The 20,290-nt window shown below is 58.8% G+C and carries 17 protein-coding genes; 11 read left to right on the top strand and 6 right to left on the bottom strand.

What is annotated here, in order from left to right; all coding sequences use genetic code 11:
• Nucleotides 1-217 precede the first annotated feature (217 nt).
• The 10 genes from FIV05_RS21875 to FIV05_RS21830 all read left to right on the top strand — a co-directional run bounded on the left by FIV05_RS21875 (nt 218) and on the right by FIV05_RS21830 (nt 11,299).
• Nucleotides 218-1,435: an LL-diaminopimelate aminotransferase gene (locus FIV05_RS21875; RefSeq protein ID WP_022999411.1), complete on the top strand. Its 1,218-nt coding sequence runs from the start codon at nt 218-220 to the stop codon at nt 1,433-1,435.
• Nucleotides 1,436-1,457: 22 nt separating this feature from the next.
• Nucleotides 1,458-2,780, top strand: coding sequence for a homoserine dehydrogenase (locus FIV05_RS21870; RefSeq protein ID WP_022999410.1), 1,323 nt, complete (start codon nt 1,458-1,460; stop codon nt 2,778-2,780).
• A 51-nt stretch (nt 2,781-2,831) separates the two neighbouring features.
• A complete protein-coding gene (gene glpX, locus FIV05_RS21865) occupies nt 2,832-3,827 on the top strand; it encodes a class II fructose-bisphosphatase (protein ID WP_022999409.1) in 996 nt (331 codons plus the stop codon).
• Between the two features lie 10 nt (nt 3,828-3,837).
• Nucleotides 3,838-5,655, top strand: a complete 1,818-nt coding sequence (gene recJ / locus FIV05_RS21860; RefSeq protein ID WP_152510958.1) for a single-stranded-DNA-specific exonuclease RecJ — start codon at nt 3,838-3,840, stop codon at nt 5,653-5,655.
• An 85-nt stretch (nt 5,656-5,740) separates the two neighbouring features.
• Nucleotides 5,741-5,932: a hypothetical protein gene (locus FIV05_RS21855; RefSeq protein WP_022999407.1), complete on the top strand. Its 192-nt coding sequence runs from the start codon at nt 5,741-5,743 to the stop codon at nt 5,930-5,932.
• A gap of 118 nt (nt 5,933-6,050) precedes the next feature.
• Nucleotides 6,051-6,941 (top strand): nitrilase-related carbon-nitrogen hydrolase, encoded by an 891-nt coding sequence (locus tag FIV05_RS21850; protein WP_152510957.1) that lies wholly within the window; start codon nt 6,051-6,053, stop codon nt 6,939-6,941.
• A gap of 113 nt (nt 6,942-7,054) precedes the next feature.
• Entirely contained in the window at nt 7,055-7,540 is a 486-nt protein-coding gene (locus FIV05_RS21845) for an NUDIX hydrolase (protein ID WP_022999405.1), read from the top strand.
• Between the two features lie 32 nt (nt 7,541-7,572).
• A complete protein-coding gene (locus FIV05_RS21840; RefSeq protein WP_286202219.1) occupies nt 7,573-9,081 on the top strand; it encodes an inorganic phosphate transporter in 1,509 nt (502 codons plus the stop codon).
• 121 nt (nt 9,082-9,202) lie between these two features.
• Nucleotides 9,203-9,688 (top strand): NUDIX hydrolase, encoded by a 486-nt coding sequence (locus FIV05_RS21835; protein ID WP_152510956.1) that lies wholly within the window; start codon nt 9,203-9,205, stop codon nt 9,686-9,688.
• 120 nt (nt 9,689-9,808) lie between these two features.
• The gene (locus FIV05_RS21830; protein ID WP_055653956.1) at nt 9,809-11,299 is read left to right on the top strand and encodes an inorganic phosphate transporter; all 1,491 of its coding nucleotides are present in this window, start codon (nt 9,809-9,811) and stop codon (nt 11,297-11,299) included.
• Between the two features lie 12 nt (nt 11,300-11,311).
• On the opposite strand, the gene FIV05_RS21825 is transcribed toward FIV05_RS21830, so the two are convergent.
• From FIV05_RS21825 to FIV05_RS21800, 6 genes are all read right to left on the bottom strand, one after another.
• Nucleotides 11,312-12,028, bottom strand: a complete 717-nt coding sequence (locus FIV05_RS21825) for an endonuclease/exonuclease/phosphatase family protein (protein ID WP_055653958.1) — start codon at nt 12,026-12,028, stop codon at nt 11,312-11,314.
• Between the two features lie 72 nt (nt 12,029-12,100).
• Nucleotides 12,101-13,462, bottom strand: a complete 1,362-nt coding sequence (locus FIV05_RS21820) for an HD-GYP domain-containing protein (protein ID WP_152510955.1) — start codon at nt 13,460-13,462, stop codon at nt 12,101-12,103.
• A gap of 79 nt (nt 13,463-13,541) precedes the next feature.
• Nucleotides 13,542-14,117: a sarcosine oxidase subunit gamma family protein gene (locus FIV05_RS21815; protein ID WP_152506733.1), complete on the bottom strand. Its 576-nt coding sequence runs from the start codon at nt 14,115-14,117 to the stop codon at nt 13,542-13,544.
• Entirely contained in the window at nt 14,110-17,112 is a 3,003-nt protein-coding gene (locus FIV05_RS21810) for a sarcosine oxidase subunit alpha family protein (RefSeq protein ID WP_152510954.1), read from the bottom strand. The genes FIV05_RS21815 and FIV05_RS21810 overlap by 8 nt, the downstream gene beginning before the upstream one ends.
• Nucleotides 17,109-17,414, bottom strand: coding sequence for a sarcosine oxidase subunit delta (locus FIV05_RS21805; protein WP_152510953.1), 306 nt, complete (start codon nt 17,412-17,414; stop codon nt 17,109-17,111). Before FIV05_RS21805 ends, FIV05_RS21810 begins: the two co-directional genes overlap by 4 nt.
• 14 nt (nt 17,415-17,428) lie before the next feature.
• Entirely contained in the window at nt 17,429-18,682 is a 1,254-nt protein-coding gene (locus FIV05_RS21800) for a sarcosine oxidase subunit beta family protein (RefSeq protein ID WP_031268788.1), read from the bottom strand.
• Between the two features lie 392 nt (nt 18,683-19,074).
• On the opposite strand from FIV05_RS21800, the gene FIV05_RS21795 reads away from it, so the two are divergent.
• The gene (locus tag FIV05_RS21795) at nt 19,075-20,187 is read left to right on the top strand and encodes an S-(hydroxymethyl)glutathione dehydrogenase/class III alcohol dehydrogenase (RefSeq protein WP_022999395.1); all 1,113 of its coding nucleotides are present in this window, start codon (nt 19,075-19,077) and stop codon (nt 20,185-20,187) included.
• Nucleotides 20,188-20,290: the final 103 nt, after the last annotated feature.

Raw genomic sequence — 20,290 nt, 5'->3', positions numbered from 1 at the left:
CACGATTTGTAGGACATTTAAGCCGTTAGTGGAGCTCGGGCAGCCGAGGACTACTGCCAAAGCAATCATGTTCTAAAAAACGCTACAAATTTAGTCGGCTAGCGACGCAAAGACGGGTGCGTATTTTTATCCGGACTGCTAAAAGAGCCCCGCTGCGCCGTCGCCGCGCCCGGCAAGGGAGCGCAGCTGATACTGTCAACTCGCAAGGATTCGCGTCATGGAGGAATTCCATAAGATCAAGCGGCTGCCGCCGTATGTGTTCGAACAGGTGAACCGTTTGAAGGCGAAGGCGCGCGCGGCGGGGGCGGACATTATCGATCTTGGCATGGGCAACCCTGACCTGCCGACACCGAAGCACATTGTCGACAAGCTGACCGAAGTCGTGCAGGACCCACGCACGCACCGCTATTCCGCATCCAAGGGCATCGGAGGCCTGCGCAAGGCACAAGCGGCTTATTACGGTCGCCGGTTTGGCGTCAAACTGGATCCCGACACCCAGGTGATCGCGACACTTGGCTCCAAGGAAGGCTTCGCCAACATGGCGCAGGCCATCTCCGCACCCGGGGACGTGATTCTGAGCCCCAATCCCAGCTATCCGATCCACACCTTCGGCTTCTTGATGGCCGGTGCCTCAATCCGCAATATTCCGGCGGAACCGGGTCCGGCGTTCTTCGATGCGCTTGAGCGCGCGGTGATCCATTCCGTGCCGAAGCCGATTGCAATCATTCTTTGCTACCCGGCGAACCCTACGTCCTATTGCGCGGATCTCGACTTCTACAAGGACGTGGTCGCATTCGCTCGCAAGCACAACATCTTCATCCTGTCTGACCTGGCTTACTCCGAAATCTATTTCGGCGCGACACCGCCGCCGTCGGTCCTGCAGGTGCCGGGTGCCATGGATGTCACCGTCGAATTCACGTCACTTTCGAAGACCTTCTCCATGCCGGGTTGGCGCATGGGCTTTGCTGTCGGCAACGAACGGCTGATTGCCGCGTTGTCGCGAGTGAAATCCTATCTCGATTACGGGGCCTTCACACCGATTCAGGTTGCAGCAACCGCGGCCCTGAACGGATCTGATGACTGCATCCGTGAAACCCGCGAAATCTACAAGAAGCGCCGCGATGTGGTGGTCGACAGTTTCGGCAGGGCCGGCTGGGATATTCCGGCACCGGAAGCCAGCATGTTCTGCTGGGCACCGATCCCCGAGAAGTTCCGGGCGCTCGGCAGTCTGGAATACTCCAAGCTGCTACTGGAAAAGGCGGAAGTGGCCGTCGCACCAGGTATCGGTTTCGGTGAACACGGAGACGAGTACGTCCGCATCGGACTGGTGGAAAACGAACAAAGACTGCGTCAGGCAGCCAGAAATATCCGCCGCTTCCTTGAAACTGCGGATCAAAAGCTGCACAACGTCATCCCGCTCGGGACCAAAGGTTGATAAGAACTGGACTCATTTCCGTATGGCAGACGCATTGAAGGTAGGCATCGCTGGCCTTGGCACCGTGGGGGCGGCCGTGGTGCAGCTCCTTTCAAAACACGGCGGACAGATTGCAACGAAAACCGGGCGAGCAGTGACCGTGACAGCGGTCAGTGCACGTGACCGGACCCGTGATCGGGGCATCGATGTCTCGGCATTCGAATGGTTCACCGATCCGGTGGAAATGGCCCGGACGGCAGATGTCGATATTTTTGTCGAACTGATCGGCGGCGACAACGGTCCCGCTGAGGAAAGCGTGCGTGCTGCTCTGGCGCGTGGCATTCACGTCGTGACAGCAAACAAGGCGCTGCTTGCGCGCCATGGTGTTGAGCTGGCAGTGCTGGCGGAGGCCAATGACGCCTGCCTCAACTACGAGGCAGCCGTTGCCGGAGGTATTCCGATCGTCAAGACGCTGCGCGAATCCATGGCCAGCAACGACATCAGCCGCATCTACGGTATCCTGAACGGCACCTGCAATTACATCCTGACCCGGATGGAGGCAGAAGGCATAAGCTTTCAGGATTGTCTGTCTGATGCACAGCGCCTCGGCTATGCGGAGGCGGATCCGACCTTCGACATCGAAGGCAATGACACCGCCCACAAGCTTGCCATTCTCACCAGTCTTGCCTTCGGCACGGAAATCTCGAGCGACGACATCTACGTCGAGGGCATCACTTCGATCACGACCGCCGATATTCAGGCTGCGGACGAACTCGGTTTCCGCATCAAGCTGCTGGGCGTCGCCCAACGCACTGATACGGGCATCGAGCAACGTGTTCATCCGACCATGGTGCCGAAGTCGTCGGCGATCGCGCGGATCGACGGCGTGCTGAATGCTGTGGCTGTCGACGGTGACTTCGTTGGTGAAATCGTGCTCGTAGGCCCGGGTGCCGGCGGCAATGCTACCGCGTCTTCCGTCGTGGCCGATCTCGCTGATATTGCCAGGGGCGACGAAACGCCTGTTCTTGGCATGCCCGCTGCAGAGCTTAACAGCTATCAACGTGCCCGCATGCGGCTTCATGAAGGCGGATATTACATCCGCCTGTCCGTATTCGATCGGCCGGGTGCTTTCGCCGAAATCGCCAGATGCATGGGCGATGCCGGCATTTCACTGGAATCGATTGTCCAGAAACGTCATGCAAATAAGGACGTTCCTGTGAAATTTGATGCGGACCTGCCTCAACCTGTCATCCTCATCACGTATGAAACGACTGAAGTGGCAATCAAAGAGGCGTTGGACGTGATCATGTCCAAGGGGGTAGTTTCCGAGCAGCCTCAGATGATCCGCATTGAAAAACTGAACTGACGAGTGAGTGCCCGCCGAGGCGTCCTGCGGAGGGAGAGACTGGAGATGTTGATGTCCAATACTGATAAACAACCGTCGAGCGGCCTGGACCGTATTCTGACGCTCGAGCTGGCCCGCGTCAGTGAAAGAGCGGCTGTGTCGGCAGCGCGGTTGCGCGGTCACGGCGACGAAATGGCCGCAGACCAGGCGGCAGTGGACGCAATGCGGCGCGAACTGAACCGCCTGCCTATCGACGGTACCGTGGTTATCGGTGAGGGCGAGCGCGACGAAGCTCCGATGCTCTACATCGGTGAAAACGTCGGCACGAAGCAGGGGCCGAAAGTCGACATCGCTCTCGACCCGCTGGAAGGCACGACTATCTGCGCCAAGAACCTGCCGAACTCCCTGGCGGTTATCGCACTGGCGCCGGCGGGCGACCTTCTGAACGCTCCGGACAGCTATATGGACAAGATTGCCATCGGGCCGGGTTACAAGGCCGGATTGATCGATCTGGACGCGCCGATTGCCGAAAATATTGCTGCAGTTGCCAAGGAAAAAGGCGTCAAGGTCAGTGAAGTCACGGCCTGCGTGCTCGACCGTCCGCGCCACGCCCGCCTGATTGAAGAAATCCGGGCGACCGGTGCTGCAATCCGCCTGATCGGAGATGGTGACGTCGCCGGCGTCATTCACACGACCGATCCGGACGAAACCGGTATCGATATCTACGCAGGTATTGGCGGTGCCCCGGAAGGTGTGCTTGCAGCTGCCGCTCTTCGTTGTATCGGTGGCCAGATGCAGTCTCGTCTCGTGATCACGCGCGACGAGCAGGTCGAGCGTGCGCATCGCATGGGCATCGAGGACATCAAGAAGAAGTACACGCTTGAAGAAATGGCCGGGCCGGACGTGCTTTTTGCCGCAACGGGCGTAACCGACGGCAACTTCCTGCAGGGCGTCCGCTTCGGCCGTCATCACATCACCACGCATACCGTTGTCATGCGGTCCTCCACTGGGACGGTGCGCTACATCAAGGCCCAGCACACGGATCTTGAGAAGTTTCATCTGGACTAAGCGCGGCTGAATGCTGGGACAATCCGGGGAAAACGACAGGCGGCTCGTACTTGGGGTCGCCCGTTCCGCAAACGACAACGCCTGGCGCGAGCGCCTGAGTGGCGCTGACCTGCGAACCGCGATGGCGATTTCGCAGGTTCACGGTCTGCCGGACGTGCTGGCGCGTGTCATGGCTGCGCGCGGTGTTCAGGCAGACGAGGCAACCGGCTTCCTGGAACCGTCACTCAAGCTGCTGATGCCCGATCCTTCCGGTCTGGTCGATATGGACGCCGCCGTGGCAAGGGTCGCGGATGCGGTCCAGGCCGGTCGAAAGATTGCGATCTTCGGCGACTATGATGTCGACGGGGCGACATCCTCGGCGATTTTCGCCAAATACCTGCAGTGGCTCGGCCTTGACCCTGTGATCCATATTCCGGATCGGATCATCGAAGGATACGGGCCGAACGGTCCAGCCATCGAACATCTTCGCCATGGCGGGGCTGATCTGCTGGTGACGCTCGACTGCGGCAGCACGTCGTTTGAAGCTTTTGAAACTGCCCGGCAACTCGATCTCGACGTCGTGGTCATCGATCACCACCAGGTTGGCGAAACGCTTCCGGCGGTTGAGGCGCTCGTCAACCCGAACCGGCAGGATGATCTGTCGGGGCAGGGGCATCTGGCGGCTGTCGGCGTCACGTTCCTGTTTCTTGTCGGCCTGAACCGCGAGTTGCGACGCCGCGGGGTTTTCCAGGGCAGGCAGGAGCCGGATCTCATGGCGCTGCTCGATCTGGTGGCGCTCGGTACGGTGTGTGACGTTGTGCCCTTGCAGGGCCTGAACAGGGCCTATGTGACACGTGGCCTTGCGGTGATGCACCAACGCCGCAATTACGGGCTGACTGCGCTTGCGGACACAGCGCGCGTGAGCGGAAAGCCGGCGCCTTATCATCTTGGTTTCTTGATAGGCCCGCGGATCAACGCGGGCGGCCGGATTGGCGACGCTGCATTGGGCGCGCGCCTTCTGACGACGGAAGACCCGCACGAAGCGCGGGCGATCGCCGAACGGCTGGACCAGCTCAATACCGAACGTCAGGCCATGGAAGCAGTGATGCTGGAACAGGCCGGCGCAGAAGCCGCAATGGCGATCCAGGCACGTGATCCGGCGGTTCTCCTGACCGGTTCCGATGATTGGCACCCCGGGATTGTTGGACTGATTGCCTCTCGGCTCAAGGAAGCTCACCGCAGGCCTTCCTTTGCGGTCGCCTTTGATGAAACCGGCAAGGGGACTGGTTCAGGGCGCTCCATACCCGGTGTTGACCTTGGCAAGGCCGTTCGCAGAGCGGTTGACGAAGGTTTGCTCGAAAAGGGTGGTGGGCACGCCATGGCGGCAGGGCTTACGGTTCTGCGGGAGAAGACCGCCGACCTGGAGGCGTTTTTCAACGATGTGCTGAAGGACGACGTCGAGGCGGCAAGTGCGAACCGGGAACTGAAGATTGATGCCGCGCTGACGGCAACGGGCGCAAATCTCGATCTTCTGGAGTTGCTGGAAAAGGCGGGGCCCTATGGTGCAGGTCATGCTGAACCGGTGTTTGCCTTTCCCGCCCACCGGATTTCCTTCGCCGATGTGGTCGGTAAGGGACATGTCCGGGCCTCGATTACTTCTGGTGACGGCACTGCGTTAAAGGCAATCTGCTTCAAGGCGGACGACAAACCGCACGGTCAGATGCTTTTGCAGGGCCGGGGACAGTCGCTGCATGTGGCAGGTACGCTGTCAATCGACACCTGGCAGGGGACACCCAAGGTGCAACTGCGCATCCTCGATGTCGCGGATCCGCAGAAAACCCGCCTTTGATGCGGCGCAGGTAAACGTGAATTAACCAAACGCTAAGTCTCCGGGCATAAGGTTTGAACCCACGAAGGAATCGTGAGGATCAGGCATGCGTGCTCAGAATGAGCTGTCGCCCTATTTCGAAGAAATAGACAGGCGTACAGACCGGGCCCTGAAAGGGATTCGGGAAGTCAGACGTTCAGCAAAACTCACCGCCCTGCCGCAAGAGCCGAAAGCAGCCCTTGTCGGAACAGGATTTCTGATGGTCCTGGTAGCATTTCTCGGACTGTTCATCGACTGAACCTTCTGGAAATACCGGACGAGCCACGTTCCGGTGAACGAAAGGCAGACAAGGGCTTGAAACGCTCTGCGTGCTACCTTTAAGTCTTGCGTCTTAGTTTATCGAGACGTCGGGCACCATGACAGATTATCCCATTGCACTTTGGTCCTTTAACCTGAGCCGCGCTCCAGCTTCGGTGGCAGCTTTTGCTGCACAGATCGAAGAAGGAATGCAGCGCGCCGCGGGAGAGGGCGCAAAGCTCCTGATGCTTCCTGAATACCTTGTGGAATGCTGCCTGGCGTTCAAACCCGAAGGCCTGCCGCCTGAACAGGAAATGGCGTTCCTGGCGGACGTGGGCACCGACTTGCTCGCGATACTTGCTCCGCTACCTGCCAGGTATGGCGTGTCGCTGTTGGCTGGATCGATGCCTGTTCAAGCGCCTGCGGGTTTCACCAACACAGCCGTTCTACTGACAGCCGACGGGCGCGAGATCCGTCAGGACAAATTGTGCCTCACACCGTTCGAGCAGGATCCGGAAATCTGGCATCTGGTGCCTGGAGCTGATCTGAAGACGTTCGAGCTCGACGGATTGAAGATGGCGATCCTGATCTGTCTGGATGTCGAAATGCCGGCGCTCAGCAGCCTGCTGGCGAAGCTGGATCTCGATCTTCTGCTAGTGCCTTCAATGACGGAAAAACTCTCCGGCTATCACCGTGTCTTCGGCTGTGCCAAGGCACGTGCGGTTGAGCTCATGTGCGCGGTCGCCGTTTGCGGTCTTGTCGGCACATCAAAGGGCACGACGCAGAACGACACCAACGTTTCCGGGGCAGCGCTGTATCTGCCGTGTGAAGAGGAATTCGGTTTTACAGGTGTTGCCGCAGAGGTAGCCGCGACCTCCGGAAGCAACGGGGAAGAACCGTTCCTTGTCGTTTCGGTCCCCCTCAACGAACTTCGCGACCTGAAGTCCGGCAAGGCGGAAGTTTGGCCGGGAGCCTGGACAGCCGATCACGTTTCCGTTTCGGCGGCCTGAAGCGGACTTGTAATATTTGTAATAAAAATGTGCGCGCACCGAGTGCACTTTTCTCTAGACGTCCCTAAGGGAACTCCCTATACACCTGCTGTTCCAGAACAACAGGTGTGGAGATGGGATTCGCTAAGGCACTGACAGCGCGGGATGCATCGTGGCTGCACGGAATTGCAGGTTTGTTTGTCAAACCGCTCCGTCTGCAGATCGCGGCTCTTTGCGTGCGTCCGGGCGAGGCGGAGCCTGAAATTCTCCTGGTCTCGACCCGCGAGACCGGCCGCTTGATCTTGCCGAAAGGCTGGCCTGAAAAGGACAAGCCCGCATTTGAAACGGCGTTGATCGAAGCCTATGAGGAAGCGGGAATTGTCGGCACGGCCGACCCGCGGGCCATTGGCAGCTTCCGGTCCTACAAGGGCCTTGCGGACGGATTGAAGATCCGCACCAAGGTGATTGTCTTCAAGATCCGTTTTGAAAAACAGTTGAAAGACTTTCCTGAACTCGGGCAACGCAAAAGGGTCTGGCTGCCCTTCTCGAAGGCAATCGAGGCCGCCGAAGAGCCGGCGTTGAGACGGTTTTTGCGGCAGCACAAATCGCAAATTTGCTAGACATTTCCTGAGGGATAGCGAGGCGTGTTCGGGTGCTCACCAACAAGGACCTGAAAAAGAAGGCTCTGGACAAGGATCTCGACAAGATCAGCTTTGTCAGTGAGGCGGCGGAGGCTATGGGCCGGCGTCTTGTCGGACCGGGTCTTGCCCTGGTGTTCCTGGTGATCTGCGCCTGCGTTGCCGCATTCCAGGTGTCTTCCAGCGGTTTCTCCAACATGCTCATCCTTGTGGCCGCCAGTGCAATTGGCGGCTACATGGCGCTCAATATCGGCGCCAACGACGTTGCCAACAATGTCGGTCCCGCCGTGGGCGCGCGTGTCGTCAGCCTCACCGGCGCCTTGCTGATTGCGGCCGTCTGCGAAAGCGCGGGCGCATTGCTTGCCGGAGCGGATGTCGTCTCGACCGTTTCCGGAGATATCTTGAGCCCCAGCGATGTCCGAAACAGTTCGGAATTCATGCTGGCAATGCTGACGGCCATGGCAGCTTCAGCTTTGTGGATCAATTTCGCGACTGTGATCGGCGCACCTGTTTCGACCACCCATTCGATCATTGGCGGTGTTGTCGGCGCCGGGATCGCGGCAAGCGGCTTTGCAGCCATCAACTGGACAACCATTTCGACAATCGCGGCTTCCTGGGTTCTGTCTCCGGTGCTCGGCGGTCTCGTCGGGGCCGGGATCATGGCCTTTATCAATTCAAGGGTCGTCTATACGCCGGACCGGCTGAAAGCTGCCAGATATTGGTTGCCGATACTGCTGGGCCTCATGGGGGCGACCTTCACCGGCTACATTCTGCTGAAAACCTCAGACCGGCTCATCTCTGTTCCTGAATGGCTCGCGATCGCGCTGTCGCTCACCGTAGGCTTCGTTGTCTGGCAGATCTATTGCCGGGTAATCCACGCCCAAACGCTCACGCTGGAAAACAGTGCGCGCGCCTTGCGCAACCTGTTTGCAGTACCGCTCATGGTCGCGGCAGGTTTGCTGTCATTTGCCCATGGTGCCAACGACGTTGCAAACGCCATCGGGCCGCTGGCAGCCATCGTTCTCAGCCAATCGAATGATTTTCCGGATCTCGTGTTTTGGTATCTGGGGGCGCTCAATCCCGAAGTGCCGATCTGGGTGAGTGCAGTCGGCGCATGCGGGATCTCCGCCGGCCTTCTGCTGTTCGGCAGACGCCTTGTCACCGTTGTCGGCAAGAAGATCACCAAACTTAGTCCCGTACGTGCCTTTTGCATTACCCTGGCAACCGCCGCGACCGTGCTGACGGCTTCTGGTGCCGGGCTGCCGGTATCGTCCACCCATATCGCGGTTGGTGCGCTGTTCGGCGTGGGTTTTTATCGGGAATGGTATCGCAACAAGTATGTTGCGGAAGGCGGGGTCATGAAACCGCGCAAGATGATGAAAAACAGGGAAGAGCGTCGCAGACGCCTCCTTGTGCGTCGATCCAGCCTGATCACCATCATCGCAGCCTGGGTTGTCACTGTTCCCGCTTCTGCCTTGCTGGCCGCCGGCCTTTTCACGGTGCTCAAGCTCGTCCTCTCATGAGAACTATGTTCTGCCCTAATAAGTTCGACGGATAACAAGCAGCACACAGTGCGCATTTTCTGGACAAACCTGAGTTCCGGCCTTATCTTCTGAGCGTCACCAACATTTTGGAAAGGGCACCATGGCGCAGCTTTATTCAGCAATCGACACCCGGACTTCCTGGTTTCAGAACCTGCTTCTGTTGTTCCGGCGCCCTTCGAGATTGCAGATCGCAGCGTTGTGCCATCGTTTGCGCGATGGGGAGCGGGAAGTCCTGCTTGTGACGACCAAATCCACGCATCGCTGGATTCTGCCCAAAGGCTGGCCGGTCATGTCGTTGAAAGCACACCACACTGCGGCGGTGGAGGCTTTCGAAGAGGCGGGCGTTATCGGAAATGCGCAGAAGAAACCCTTTGCCAGCTTTCAGTCACACAAAGGCGGCGAAGGCGGCTTGCAGCTCAGGACGGAAGTTCTTGTGTTCCTGGTCGACGTAGAGAGCACGACAAGTAGCTTTCCCGACAAGGACGAGCGCGATGTCCGGTGGCTTCCGATACAGGAAGCGATGCGGCTTGCCGGCGATCCGGGCCTCGTGAAGGTGCTTCGCAAACTGGAAAATTTACCCAACTAAGAAATTTTGGCCAATGAGGGCCGTTTTGGTTGACCTTTTCGGACGATTGTTTAAGGCAGGCGCCAGATGACGCTTGGCTTGCAAGACTTGCCTTCAAAGGACTTCCCGACTGGAACGCCCATGCCGAATTTGAAAAAGCCGACCCTCGACAAGGATCTCGACAAGCTGAGCTACATGGAAGAGGCTGCTGGGTCTCTTGGACGTGGCTTGATCGCGCCGGGTATCGCGCTGGTCTTTATCGTCTTGTGCGCCCTTGGCGCCGGTGCCTCCATGTCAGGAGCACCGGGAACGGTCATCATCGTCGCTGCGGCAGCCATCGGCGCCTATATGGCACTCAACATCGGCGCCAACGATGTTGCCAACAATGTTGGCCCCGCCGTCGGTTCGCGGGCCATGACGCTGCTGACGGCGCTGATCATTGCGGCCGTCTTCGAAAGTGCAGGGGCCCTGATCGCAGGTGGGGACGTCGTCAGCACCATCTCCAAGGGCATCATTGATCCCGCTTCGGTAGCCGATGCCAATGTCTTCATGGCAGCTATGATGGCGGCTCTGGTGTCCTCCGCACTCTGGATCAACCTTGCCACCTGGATCGGTGCGCCGGTCTCGACAACGCATTCCATTGTTGGCGGCGTTATGGGAGCCGGTATTGCGGCGGCGGGCTTCAGCGCGGTCAACTGGGCGACAATGGGTGGTATCGCAGCAAGCTGGGTCATTTCGCCTTTTCTCGGCGGTCTGGTTGCTGCAGGTTTCCTGGCCTTCATCAAGACCTTCATCATCTATCAGGACGATAAAATCGCCGCGGCCCGCAAATGGGTTCCTGTTCTGATCGGTGTCATGTCGGGAACCTTTGCCAGCTACCTGGCACTCAAGGGCCTGAAGAAGATCGTGCATATCGACATGCCGATGTCATTGTTGCTTGGGGTAGTTGTCGGGCTTGCCGTCTGGGCGATCGTGCGACCGCTGATCAGGCGTCAGTCTGAAGGGCTGGAAAACCGTAACCAGTCTCTCCGCATCCTGTTTTCTGTGCCACTTGTCTGCTCGGCGGCTCTGCTGTCCTTCGCCCACGGAGCCAACGACGTTGCAAATGCTGTCGGCCCACTTGCCGCCATCGTTCACACGGCGGAACTCGGAGACGTCGCCGCAAAGGTGAGCATTCCGCTCTGGGTCATGGCTGTCGGTGCTTTCGGCATTTCCTTCGGCCTATTGTTGTTCGGGCCGCGCCTGATCGAAATGGTCGGCCAACAGATTACCAAGCTCAATCCGATGCGGGCCTACTGCGTTTCGCTGTCAGCTGCCATCACGGTGATTGTTGCCTCGGGTTTCGGACTGCCCGTGAGTTCCACGCACATCGCTGTGGGAGCTGTCTTCGGTGTTGGGTTCTTCCGGGAGTGGTATACGGAACGCTCAAAGCGCCGCCTGGATTTCGTGAACCAGAAACAAGGTAATGGCAACGTGGTACGACCTGTCCGCAATCGCGAGGAGCAGGCACGCCGTCACTTGGTGCGCCGGGCGCATTTCATGACCATCGTCGCCGCCTGGGTCGTCACTGTTCCGGCTGCTGCCGTCCTGTCCGCCGGGCTTTACTTCGTCATGGTCAAGCTGATTGCCTGATAAAGGCGATTTCTAGCCGGGTAGATGTCCGGCCGGCTCCAGGGTGAGATTGGCCCAGACCGGCAGATGGTCCGAAGCAACGCGTGCCGTCTTCGATTTATGGACGCCAGCCTGCCTGACGACGAATTCCGGGCTGGTTATGATCCGGTCCAGGCTGCCGACGGGAAGGGGACTGGGAAAGCTCCGTCCCGGCGTCGTCACCTCATAGCGTTCTTCAAACAGCTTGATGCTGCCCGCCGTGTCTCGCCACTCGTTCAGGTCACCGATCAGCACTGTCGGCAGGTAATCAAGATGCTCATGCAGCTGATGCATCAGCGAAGTTATCTGTTTCTTGCGAAAGTGACCGATCAGGCTCAGGTGCATGGCTGCCACGCGGATTTTTTCACCGGCAACTTCAAGGTCGACAGCAACCGCACCACGTGGTTCCAGCGTCGGCAGATCTAACCGGCGATGGTCGAGAATGCCGATCGAGTTTCGAACAAGAATAGCGTTGCCGTGCCAGCCCAGGCTCTTGTCGCCCGTCGCGAACGGCACGGGACGGTAATCCGTTTCCTGAAGAATCGTGTCTCTGTCGAGGGTGCTTTCCCGTGGTCCGAAGCGCTTGTCTGCTTCCTGCAAGGCCAGGATGTCGCAATCCAGTTCCTGGATTACCTTGAGCGTCCGGTCAGGCCGCCTGCGCGCATCGACGCCTATTGATTTTTGTATGTTGTAAGAACCGATTTTCAGCATGCGCGCAGAGTGAAGGGCTCACGTTAAAAGTTGCAAGGGGAATAGGTTGATTTGGTCGCCTTTGCGACCAATTTAGGCAGCCTTGGTCTGCTCCATGCGCTCAGTCGCCCGTTTGAGCGCAGCAAGGCATTTTGCATCCAGGGCTGTGCCGGCTTCGCTTTCCATGATGCCGAGTGCCTTGGGCAACGGCATCGGTCCACGATAAGGCCGTTCCGCGGTCAATGCGTCGAAAATATCCGCCGTCGTGACGATGCGCGTTTCCATCGAAATCCCGCTTGTGGTCAGCCCGTCCGGATATCCGCGGCCGTCCAGTTTTTCATGATGCCCTCTCGCGATCGGCGACAGGTCCTTGAACGTATCGATCCTGGAGAGGATCTCGTCGGAGTAAACGGGATGCATGCGGATTTGTTCCCACTCCGTGTCATCGAGCTTTCCGGGCTTGTCGAGGACAGAGTTGCTGACGCCGAGTTTGCCGATGTCGTGCAGGAGAGCTGCCCGTCTCAGCAGCTGCCTGTCACGCATTCCGTAACCCAACTCTTCTGCGATCATGTCGGTGTAAAGCGTTACGCGCTCGCTGTGTCCGGCGGTGTAGGGACTTTTGGAATCGATCACCAACGCAAAGCCGTGGGCTATGTCGTCGAGCTGCTCCTCATCTGCAAAACGAATGTTCTGCGCGGGCTCAAGGCCGTAGACGATCTTGTCGAGGTTTTCCGATTTCAAGGTGTTCCAGAACTGGGGATTACTTGCGACGGTTTCTGCTGCAGCCACCAAGGCGGGGTCGAACCAGCTGCCAGCCCGTTCCTTCAATTCCTGCAAGGTTCCCTGTACGCCTGCATTGATCTGAAAGACATCCATGACCTGTGCCAGCAAGGCGATCTGGGAAAATACCGGGATGGTGGAACCTGCGATGCCGTGCGGCCGTCCTTTGCCGTCCCAATGCTCATCCAGACTGTAAATTCCGGATACGACAGTTTCCGAGAAATGCATCTGGCGGGCAATATCGCCGCCGCGTGTGCAGCGTGTTTCGATCATCTCGTTGGCAATGTCGCCGCCATTTTGAAGAATGTTGACGATGGCGCGCACACGTTCTGCAAAGCCGTGTTTCAACCCGGTGTGGGAAAGCACGAAGCGCAGGGCCGCAGGCAGGCTGTCGCTGATCGTCTTGAAGTCGTGTTTGAAGGTCAGGTCGTCGGTGAGATAAAGCTCGCAGATCCTCGCTGCATTGCTTGAACAGCCAAGGTCCTTCAAAAGCAGCGTGTAATAGAGATCGCTGAGTTGCGCTTCTGTCAGCCCGACTTGCCGTCCGATATGAATGCCGATCCAGCAACAGCGAACGCAGTGCCCGCGCGGCTGGCCTTCAGTGATGTCCAATGCGTGGCTGAGTGCGCCGAGCAGCTCCGCCAGCCGGAGTTTTCTGGAAACCTGTTCGGACATAAAAGCGAGCCTCGCGCAACGATGTGTTCCGCAAGGCTCGCAAAGCTTCGTTAAAATCAGGTGTTTTCACCGACCCTGGTCAGGCTGCTTCCAGCTCTGTTGCCGATTGGACAAGCAGACCTGCCACGTAGTCCATGAAGGAAACCCAGGCTTCCACCACAAATGTGTCCGCACCTGTCCGCCAGATCATCACTGGCGACTTGTGAAACAGGGTCCTTGTCACAGTGCCGACCGGAAAGACCTCAAGCGAGAAATCGATGAAGACACCGGTGTTGAGCAACCAGGCAGCCTTGTCGCCACTGACGATGATCGCTTCCGATCGGTCAGAGATATCAACCAGGGCGTGAGGATGCGTTGAGAGCTTATCCTCGATGCCGTCGAACACCGCCCTGAGGTCTTCTTCAGGTGCTAGCAATGTCCACTCGTCCGGCCCCATCCAGAGCGCTGCCCGCTTGGCGGAAGTGGAGTTCGACAAGGGAGAAAGCGGCAGTGAGGCACCAAATGCCGTGCCGGCTTCCTTTTGCGCAGCTTCACGGCAACGCAGGGAAAGACGCGTCATGGGCGCGGCTTTCAGGATGGAGACCGACGGTAGGCTCAGAAGCGGTGTTTCGCCCGCGTCCGGCGTGATCAGATCGCTTGCCAGAAGTTCAGACATTGATCCGTGCTCCTTCCTTGTCATAGAACACCGTGCTCGTCACCTCGACCGGAATGCTTCCGGTCGGCATCGGCACATAGAGCGTTTTGCCTTCCAGTGCGTGGCCGTTCTTCACGATCGCGAGGGCAATCGTACGGTCGAGCGCCGGACTGTAGTAGGACGAGGTGACATGACCTTCCGCAGGTGTGCCGGTGGCGGGATTCTCGGCAGTCGTGATCTGGGCACCTTCTTCCAGCTTCACTTTCGGGTCCTTCGTCAGAAGGCCCACGAATTGCTTCCGACCTTCTGCAACAAGGTCAGTACGGGCCAGGCCACGCTTGCCGACGAAGTCGAACTTGTTCTTGCCGATCGCCCAGCTCATGCCGGCATCCTGCGGGGTAACGGTACCGTCCGTGTCCTGACCGACGATGATGTAACCCTTCTCGGCGCGCAGAACGTGCATGGATTCCGTTCCGTAAACGGTACCGTTGTGCTTCTCGATTTCCTTGGCGAGCGTTTCCCACATCATCTTGCCATGACGGCGGGGAACGTTGATTTCGAAGCCGAGTTCACCGGTGAAGGAAATCCGGAAAAGCCGGCAGGGAACGCCGCAGAAGGTCGCTTCCTTGACGCTCATGTGCGGGAAGGCATCGGCGGAAAGATCGACACCTTCGATAAACGGCGCAATCACCTCCCGAGCCTTCGGTCCCTGAACCGCGGCGACCGCAAACTGTTCGGTGGTCGACGTGATCCAGACATCGAGGTCCGGCCATTCTGTTTGCAGGTAGTCTTCCATGGTCGCAAACACACTCGGCGCGCCGCCGGTCGTGGTGGTTACATGGAAACGGTCTTCCGCAAGGCGTCCGATAACACCGTCGTCGGTGATGAAACCGGCGTCGTTGAGCAGCAGGCCATAGCGGCAGCGGCCGGGCGCCAGCTTCTTCCACGGGTTGGTGTACATCCGCTCCAGGAATTCGGCCGCATCCGGTCCGACAATTTCGATCTTGCCGAGTGTGGATGCATCGAACAGGCCGACACTTTCGCGGACGGTCTTGCATTCGCGAGCAACCGCCGCATGCATGTCTTCACCGTTCTTCGGGAAGTACCATGTGCGCTTCCACTGGCCAACGTCCTCATAGACGCCGCCGTTCTCCACCACCCAGTCATGGGACGGCGTCTTGCGAACCGGGTCGAAGAAGTCGCCACGCGATACACCGGCAAAGAGACCGAATGTCGTTGGAGTGTAGGGCTGGCGGAATGTGGTGAGCCCGACATCCGTTACCGGCTTCTGCAAGGCCCCTGACGCGATCTCCAGGGCGTTCATGTTCGAAAGACGACCCTGGTCGGTGGCCATGCCGGTGGTGGTGTAGCGCTTGATATGCTCGATGGACTGCATACCTTCGCGCACGGCCAGCTTGACGTCCTTGGCGGTAACGTCGTTCTGATAATCGACGAATGCCTTGACCCGTGATGCGTTCCGATCGTGGGGCAGGGCACCGAGGATGCCGCCTGATCCGGCTTCTCCACCTGTTGCCGTGACGTAGGTCACCTTTGCGGACTTGCCGGTTGCAGCCCTGGCTGCTTCTTCACCGGCCGCATAGCCGTCGTGAAGCGTTGCCTGCAGGCCGTATAGGCCTTTGGAACCGCCTGCCGAACGTTCCTTCTGAACGGAAATACCGGGAACATAAGCACCCTTGTCCGCGTCCCAGACGACCTTGCCGCGAGACTGGGAATACAGGCTGACGGTCGGCGTCCAGCCGCCTGACATCAAAAGCGCATCGCACGCGATCTGGCCACCGGAGGCAACCTGTCCCGATGTCATCATCCGGCCGAGCAAGGCGCCTTTGACACGCTTGCGTCCGAGGGTTCCTGTTACAACGCATCCTGCCTCGACACGAATGCCCCTGGCTTCAGCGATTGCAACCAGGCTTTCAGGTGGTGTTTCGCGCATGTCCACGATGGCGGCTACGTCGACACCATGGTCTGCAAGGTCGAATGCCGCCTGCCACGCACTGTCGCAGGCCGTCGCCACCAGAACCTTGTGGCCGACTTTGACGCCATAGCGGTTGAGGTAGGTTCTTCCGGCTTCCGCAAGCAGAATGCCCGGTCTGTCGTTTTCCGGAAACACCATCGGACGTTCGATCGCACCGGCTGCAATCACGACTTCCTTGGCGCGCACCTGCCACAGTCGTTCACGCGGCAGTTTGGGATCCGGGTTGGGCAAATGTTCGGTGACGCGCTCTGCCAGCGAAATGAAGTTATGCGCAAAATAACCGAAGGCCGTTGTGCGCGGCAGGAGTGTGACATTGTCCATCGCGGCAAGCTTGGCGATGGTTTCCGAAACGAACTCCGCAGGGTCCTTTCCGTCGATGCTTGCGCTGACTTCAGAAAGCAGCGAACCACCGAATTCAGCCTGCTCGTCGACCAACATTACCTTGGCACCGGTCTCTGCCGCAGCCAGAGCCGCTGCAAGTCCGGTAGGCCCGGAGCCGACGACAAGAACGTCGCAGTGGGCGTAGATGTTGCCGTAGAAGTCGTGATCCGGGTTTTTCGGCGGTTTGCCGAGGCCGGCTGCCGAACGGATGATCGGCTCGTAGACCTTGTCCCAGAAGGCATGCGGCCACATGAAGGTCTTGTAGTAGAACCCGGCCGGAAACAGCGGCGAAAGCAGATCGTTCACGGCGCCGACGTCAAACCCGAGCGAGGGAAAACGGTTCTGTGAAACGGCTTCAAGGCCCTGATAGAGCTCAACCTGTGTAGCGCGCAGGTTCGGTGTCTGATCGCCGTTGCGGTAAACCCCGACCAGCGCGTTCGGTTCTTCCGAACCGGCAGTCAGAATGCCGCGCGGACGGTGATATTTGAACGAACGGCCAACCAGGTGAACACCATTGGCAAGCAGCGCAGAGGCAAGGGTATCGCCCTTGTGGCCTTGCATTTCCTCGCCGTCAAAGGTGAAGGTGAGTTGCTCAGCGCGGTCGATCCGGCCGCCTTTTTCAGTACGGAATGGCTGGCTCATTTGCCGGCCTCCTTGGCAATCGCTTCAAGATCCGGTTTCGGTTCGCCGGTCTTGTAGATTTTCAGGAACTTGTCGCTGACGGTATCGCGGACAGCATTGAAGAACCGTCCGCAGCCGTGGATATGGCGCCAGCGCTCGGCGGCTACACCCTTGGTATTGTCGCGCATGTACAAAAACTCCACCCAGTCCTCGTCCGTGGCCTGGCTCGGATCGGCCGGTCGCGCGATATGGGCTTCACCGCGGCAGGCAAATTCCGTTTCTGCACGCTCGACCTGGCAGTAGGGGCAATAAACCAGCAGCATTCTTGTGATCTCCCCTAGTGGGCCACGGCCGCTGCAGCGGCTTCGTCGATGAGGCGACCGGTCCGGAACCGGTCGATGGTGAAAGGCGCGTTGATCGGGTGCGGCTCGTCCTTGGCAATCGTATGCGCGAAGACATGGCCGGATCCGGGCGTCGCCTTGAAGCCGCCAGTGCCCCAGCCGCAGTTGACGTAGAGCCCCTGAACCGGGGTTTTTGACAGGATGGGCGAACGGTCAGGCGTCGTGTCGACAATGCCACCCCAGTTGCGAAGCATGCGCATGCGCCGGAAATGCGGGAAAAGTTCGCAGATCGCGTCGATTGTGTGGTTGGTGATGTGAATGCCGCCAGCCTGCGAATAGGACACGAACTGGTCAGTGCCCGCACCGATCACAAGCTCACCCTTGTCGGACTGCGAAATGTAAGCATGGATCGTGTTTGACATGACCACGCACGGGAAGGCGGGTTTCACGGGTTCGGAGACCAGTGCCTGCAGGGGGAAGGATTCCAGCGGCAGACGGACGCCGGCCATGTCCATGACGACAGACGTGTGACCGGCCGCGACGACACCGACCTTCTTGGCCTTGATGAAACCTTTGACCGTTTCCACACCCTCGACGGCCCCATTCTGGCCGCGGCGAATGCCGGTGACGGCGCAGTTCTGGATAATGTCGACACCCAGGGCATCAGCACCACGGGCATAGCCCCAGGCGACAGCATCGTGACGGGCAGTGCCGCCGACGCGCTGCAAGGCTGCGCCCATGACCGGATAACGGATGTTCTTTGAAATGTTCAGAGGCGGGCAATATTCCTTTGCCTCTTCCGGTGTCAGCCACTCATTCTGAACGCCTGCCAGACGGTTGGCGTGAATATGGCGTTGTGCCACCTGAACGTCGTGAACAGTGTGCGCAAGCATCATCACGCCACGTGCAGAATACATGACGTTGTAGTTCAGTTCCTGGGACAGGTTCTGCCACAAGCCCATTGCGTGATTGTAGAGCCCGGCGCTTTCTTCCCAGAGATAGTTGGAGCGCACGATGGTCGTATTGCGACCAGTGTTGCCGCCGCCGAGCCAACCTTTTTCGATGACCGCGACGTTGCGGATGCCGTGTTCCTTGGCAAGGTAATAGGCAGTTGCCAGACCGTGCCCGCCGGCGCCGACAATCACGACGTCATATTCGGCCTTGGGTTCCGGAGCGCGCCACTGGCGGCCCCAGTTCTGGTGCGCGGAAAAGGCGTTTTTCGCCAGTTCCAGAAAGGAATATCGCTTCATGAAGCAGCGGCTCCGCACGTTGCCGGCAAGCAAATCGGATAAATCCGCTCGGCCGGCCGTCAGGGTCAATACGCAATTGAACGACGACTTTAGCGACACGGCCGGAGTCTCGTCCATTGGGAGGCATATTCGCGATTGGGGTCGAGGTTGCGTATAAGGTTTCAGTCGCATGCTTGTCTGAATGCGACATGGGTGTCTTACGGCCTGCGATGAATTGTGCCAGACTAACCAAACCCTCGGAGAAACAATGGATTTCAGCGCTTCCTGCAAGGTGTCAGGCGGGCTAGATTGCATCGAATAGCGCAATCCCGACAGCGGATGCCGCATCGGTTCTTGCATTTGCAGATATGGACGTTAACTCTCCCCGGGAAACACACATCAGGAGATCCTTCATGGAAGTTCGCGCCGCTGTGGCCGTTGGGGCCGGAAAACCGCTTGAAGTCACCACTGTAAGGCTTGAAGGCCCGCGCGCTTTTGAAGTGCTGGTGGAAATCAAGGCAACCGGCATCTGCCATACCGATGAATTCACCCTGTCGGGTGCGGATCCGGAAGGTCTGTTTCCCGCGATTCTGGGTCACGAAGGGGCAGGTGTCGTTGTCGAGGTTGGCCCGGGTGTGACTACCCTGAAGCCGGGCGACCATGTCATTCCGCTCTACACGCCGGAATGCCGGACCTGCGAATACTGCCTCAATCCGAAAACAAACCTCTGCCAGTCGATCCGCGCTACACAGGGGCAGGGCCTGATGCCGGACGGCTCGTCCCGATTCTCGACCCTCGATGGTGACCCGATTCTGCACTACATGGGCACATCGACGTTCTCGAACTACACGGTTGTACCGGAAATCGCCCTGGCGAAGATCCGTCCGGACGCGCCGTTCGACAAGGTCTGCTACATCGGCTGTGGTGTAACGACCGGTATCGGTGCGGTGATCAATACCGCAAAGGTGGAAATCGGTTCGCGTGCGATTGTCTTCGGCCTCGGCGGCATCGGTCTGAACGTTCTCCAGGGCCTGCGTCTTGCCGGTGCCGACCAGATTGTCGGCGTTGACCTGAACCCGGAAAAGAAAGAGATGGCCGAGCGTTTCGGCATGACCGATTTCGTCAATCCGAGTGAAGTAGACGGCGACCTTGTTCCGTATCTGGTGAACCTCACCAAAGGTGGGGCCGACTATACCTTCGATGCGACGGGCAACGTGAATGTCATGCGTACGGCGCTGGAATCAGCTCACAAGGGCTGGGGCGAGAGCATCATCATCGGTGTTGCTCCGGCTGGCGCGGAGATCTCGACCCGTCCGTTCCAGCTTGTGACCGGCCGCGTCTGGAAAGGAACCGCATTTGGTGGCGCGCGTGGCCGCACGGACGTTCCGAAGATCGTTGACTGGTACATGGACGGCAAGATCGAGATCGATCCGATGATCACCCACACGATGCCTCTCGAAGACATCAACAAGGGGTTCGATCTGATGCACTCCGGTGAATCGATCCGCTCGGTGGTGGTTTACTGATCGAACGTCAGGCGTAACCCGCCGACATATTGCCAAGGCGTCGTCCCTGCGAAAGCGGGGACGCGCATGCTGCGTCTCTCCGGTCTGGCAAGGCAAGGCCGGA

It is taken from the genome of Labrenzia sp. THAF191a (genome assembly GCF_009363335.1).
GTDB classification, from domain to species: domain Bacteria; phylum Pseudomonadota; class Alphaproteobacteria; order Rhizobiales; family Stappiaceae; genus Roseibium; species Roseibium algicola.
This window is presented reverse-complemented; position numbering and strand designations above follow the sequence as displayed.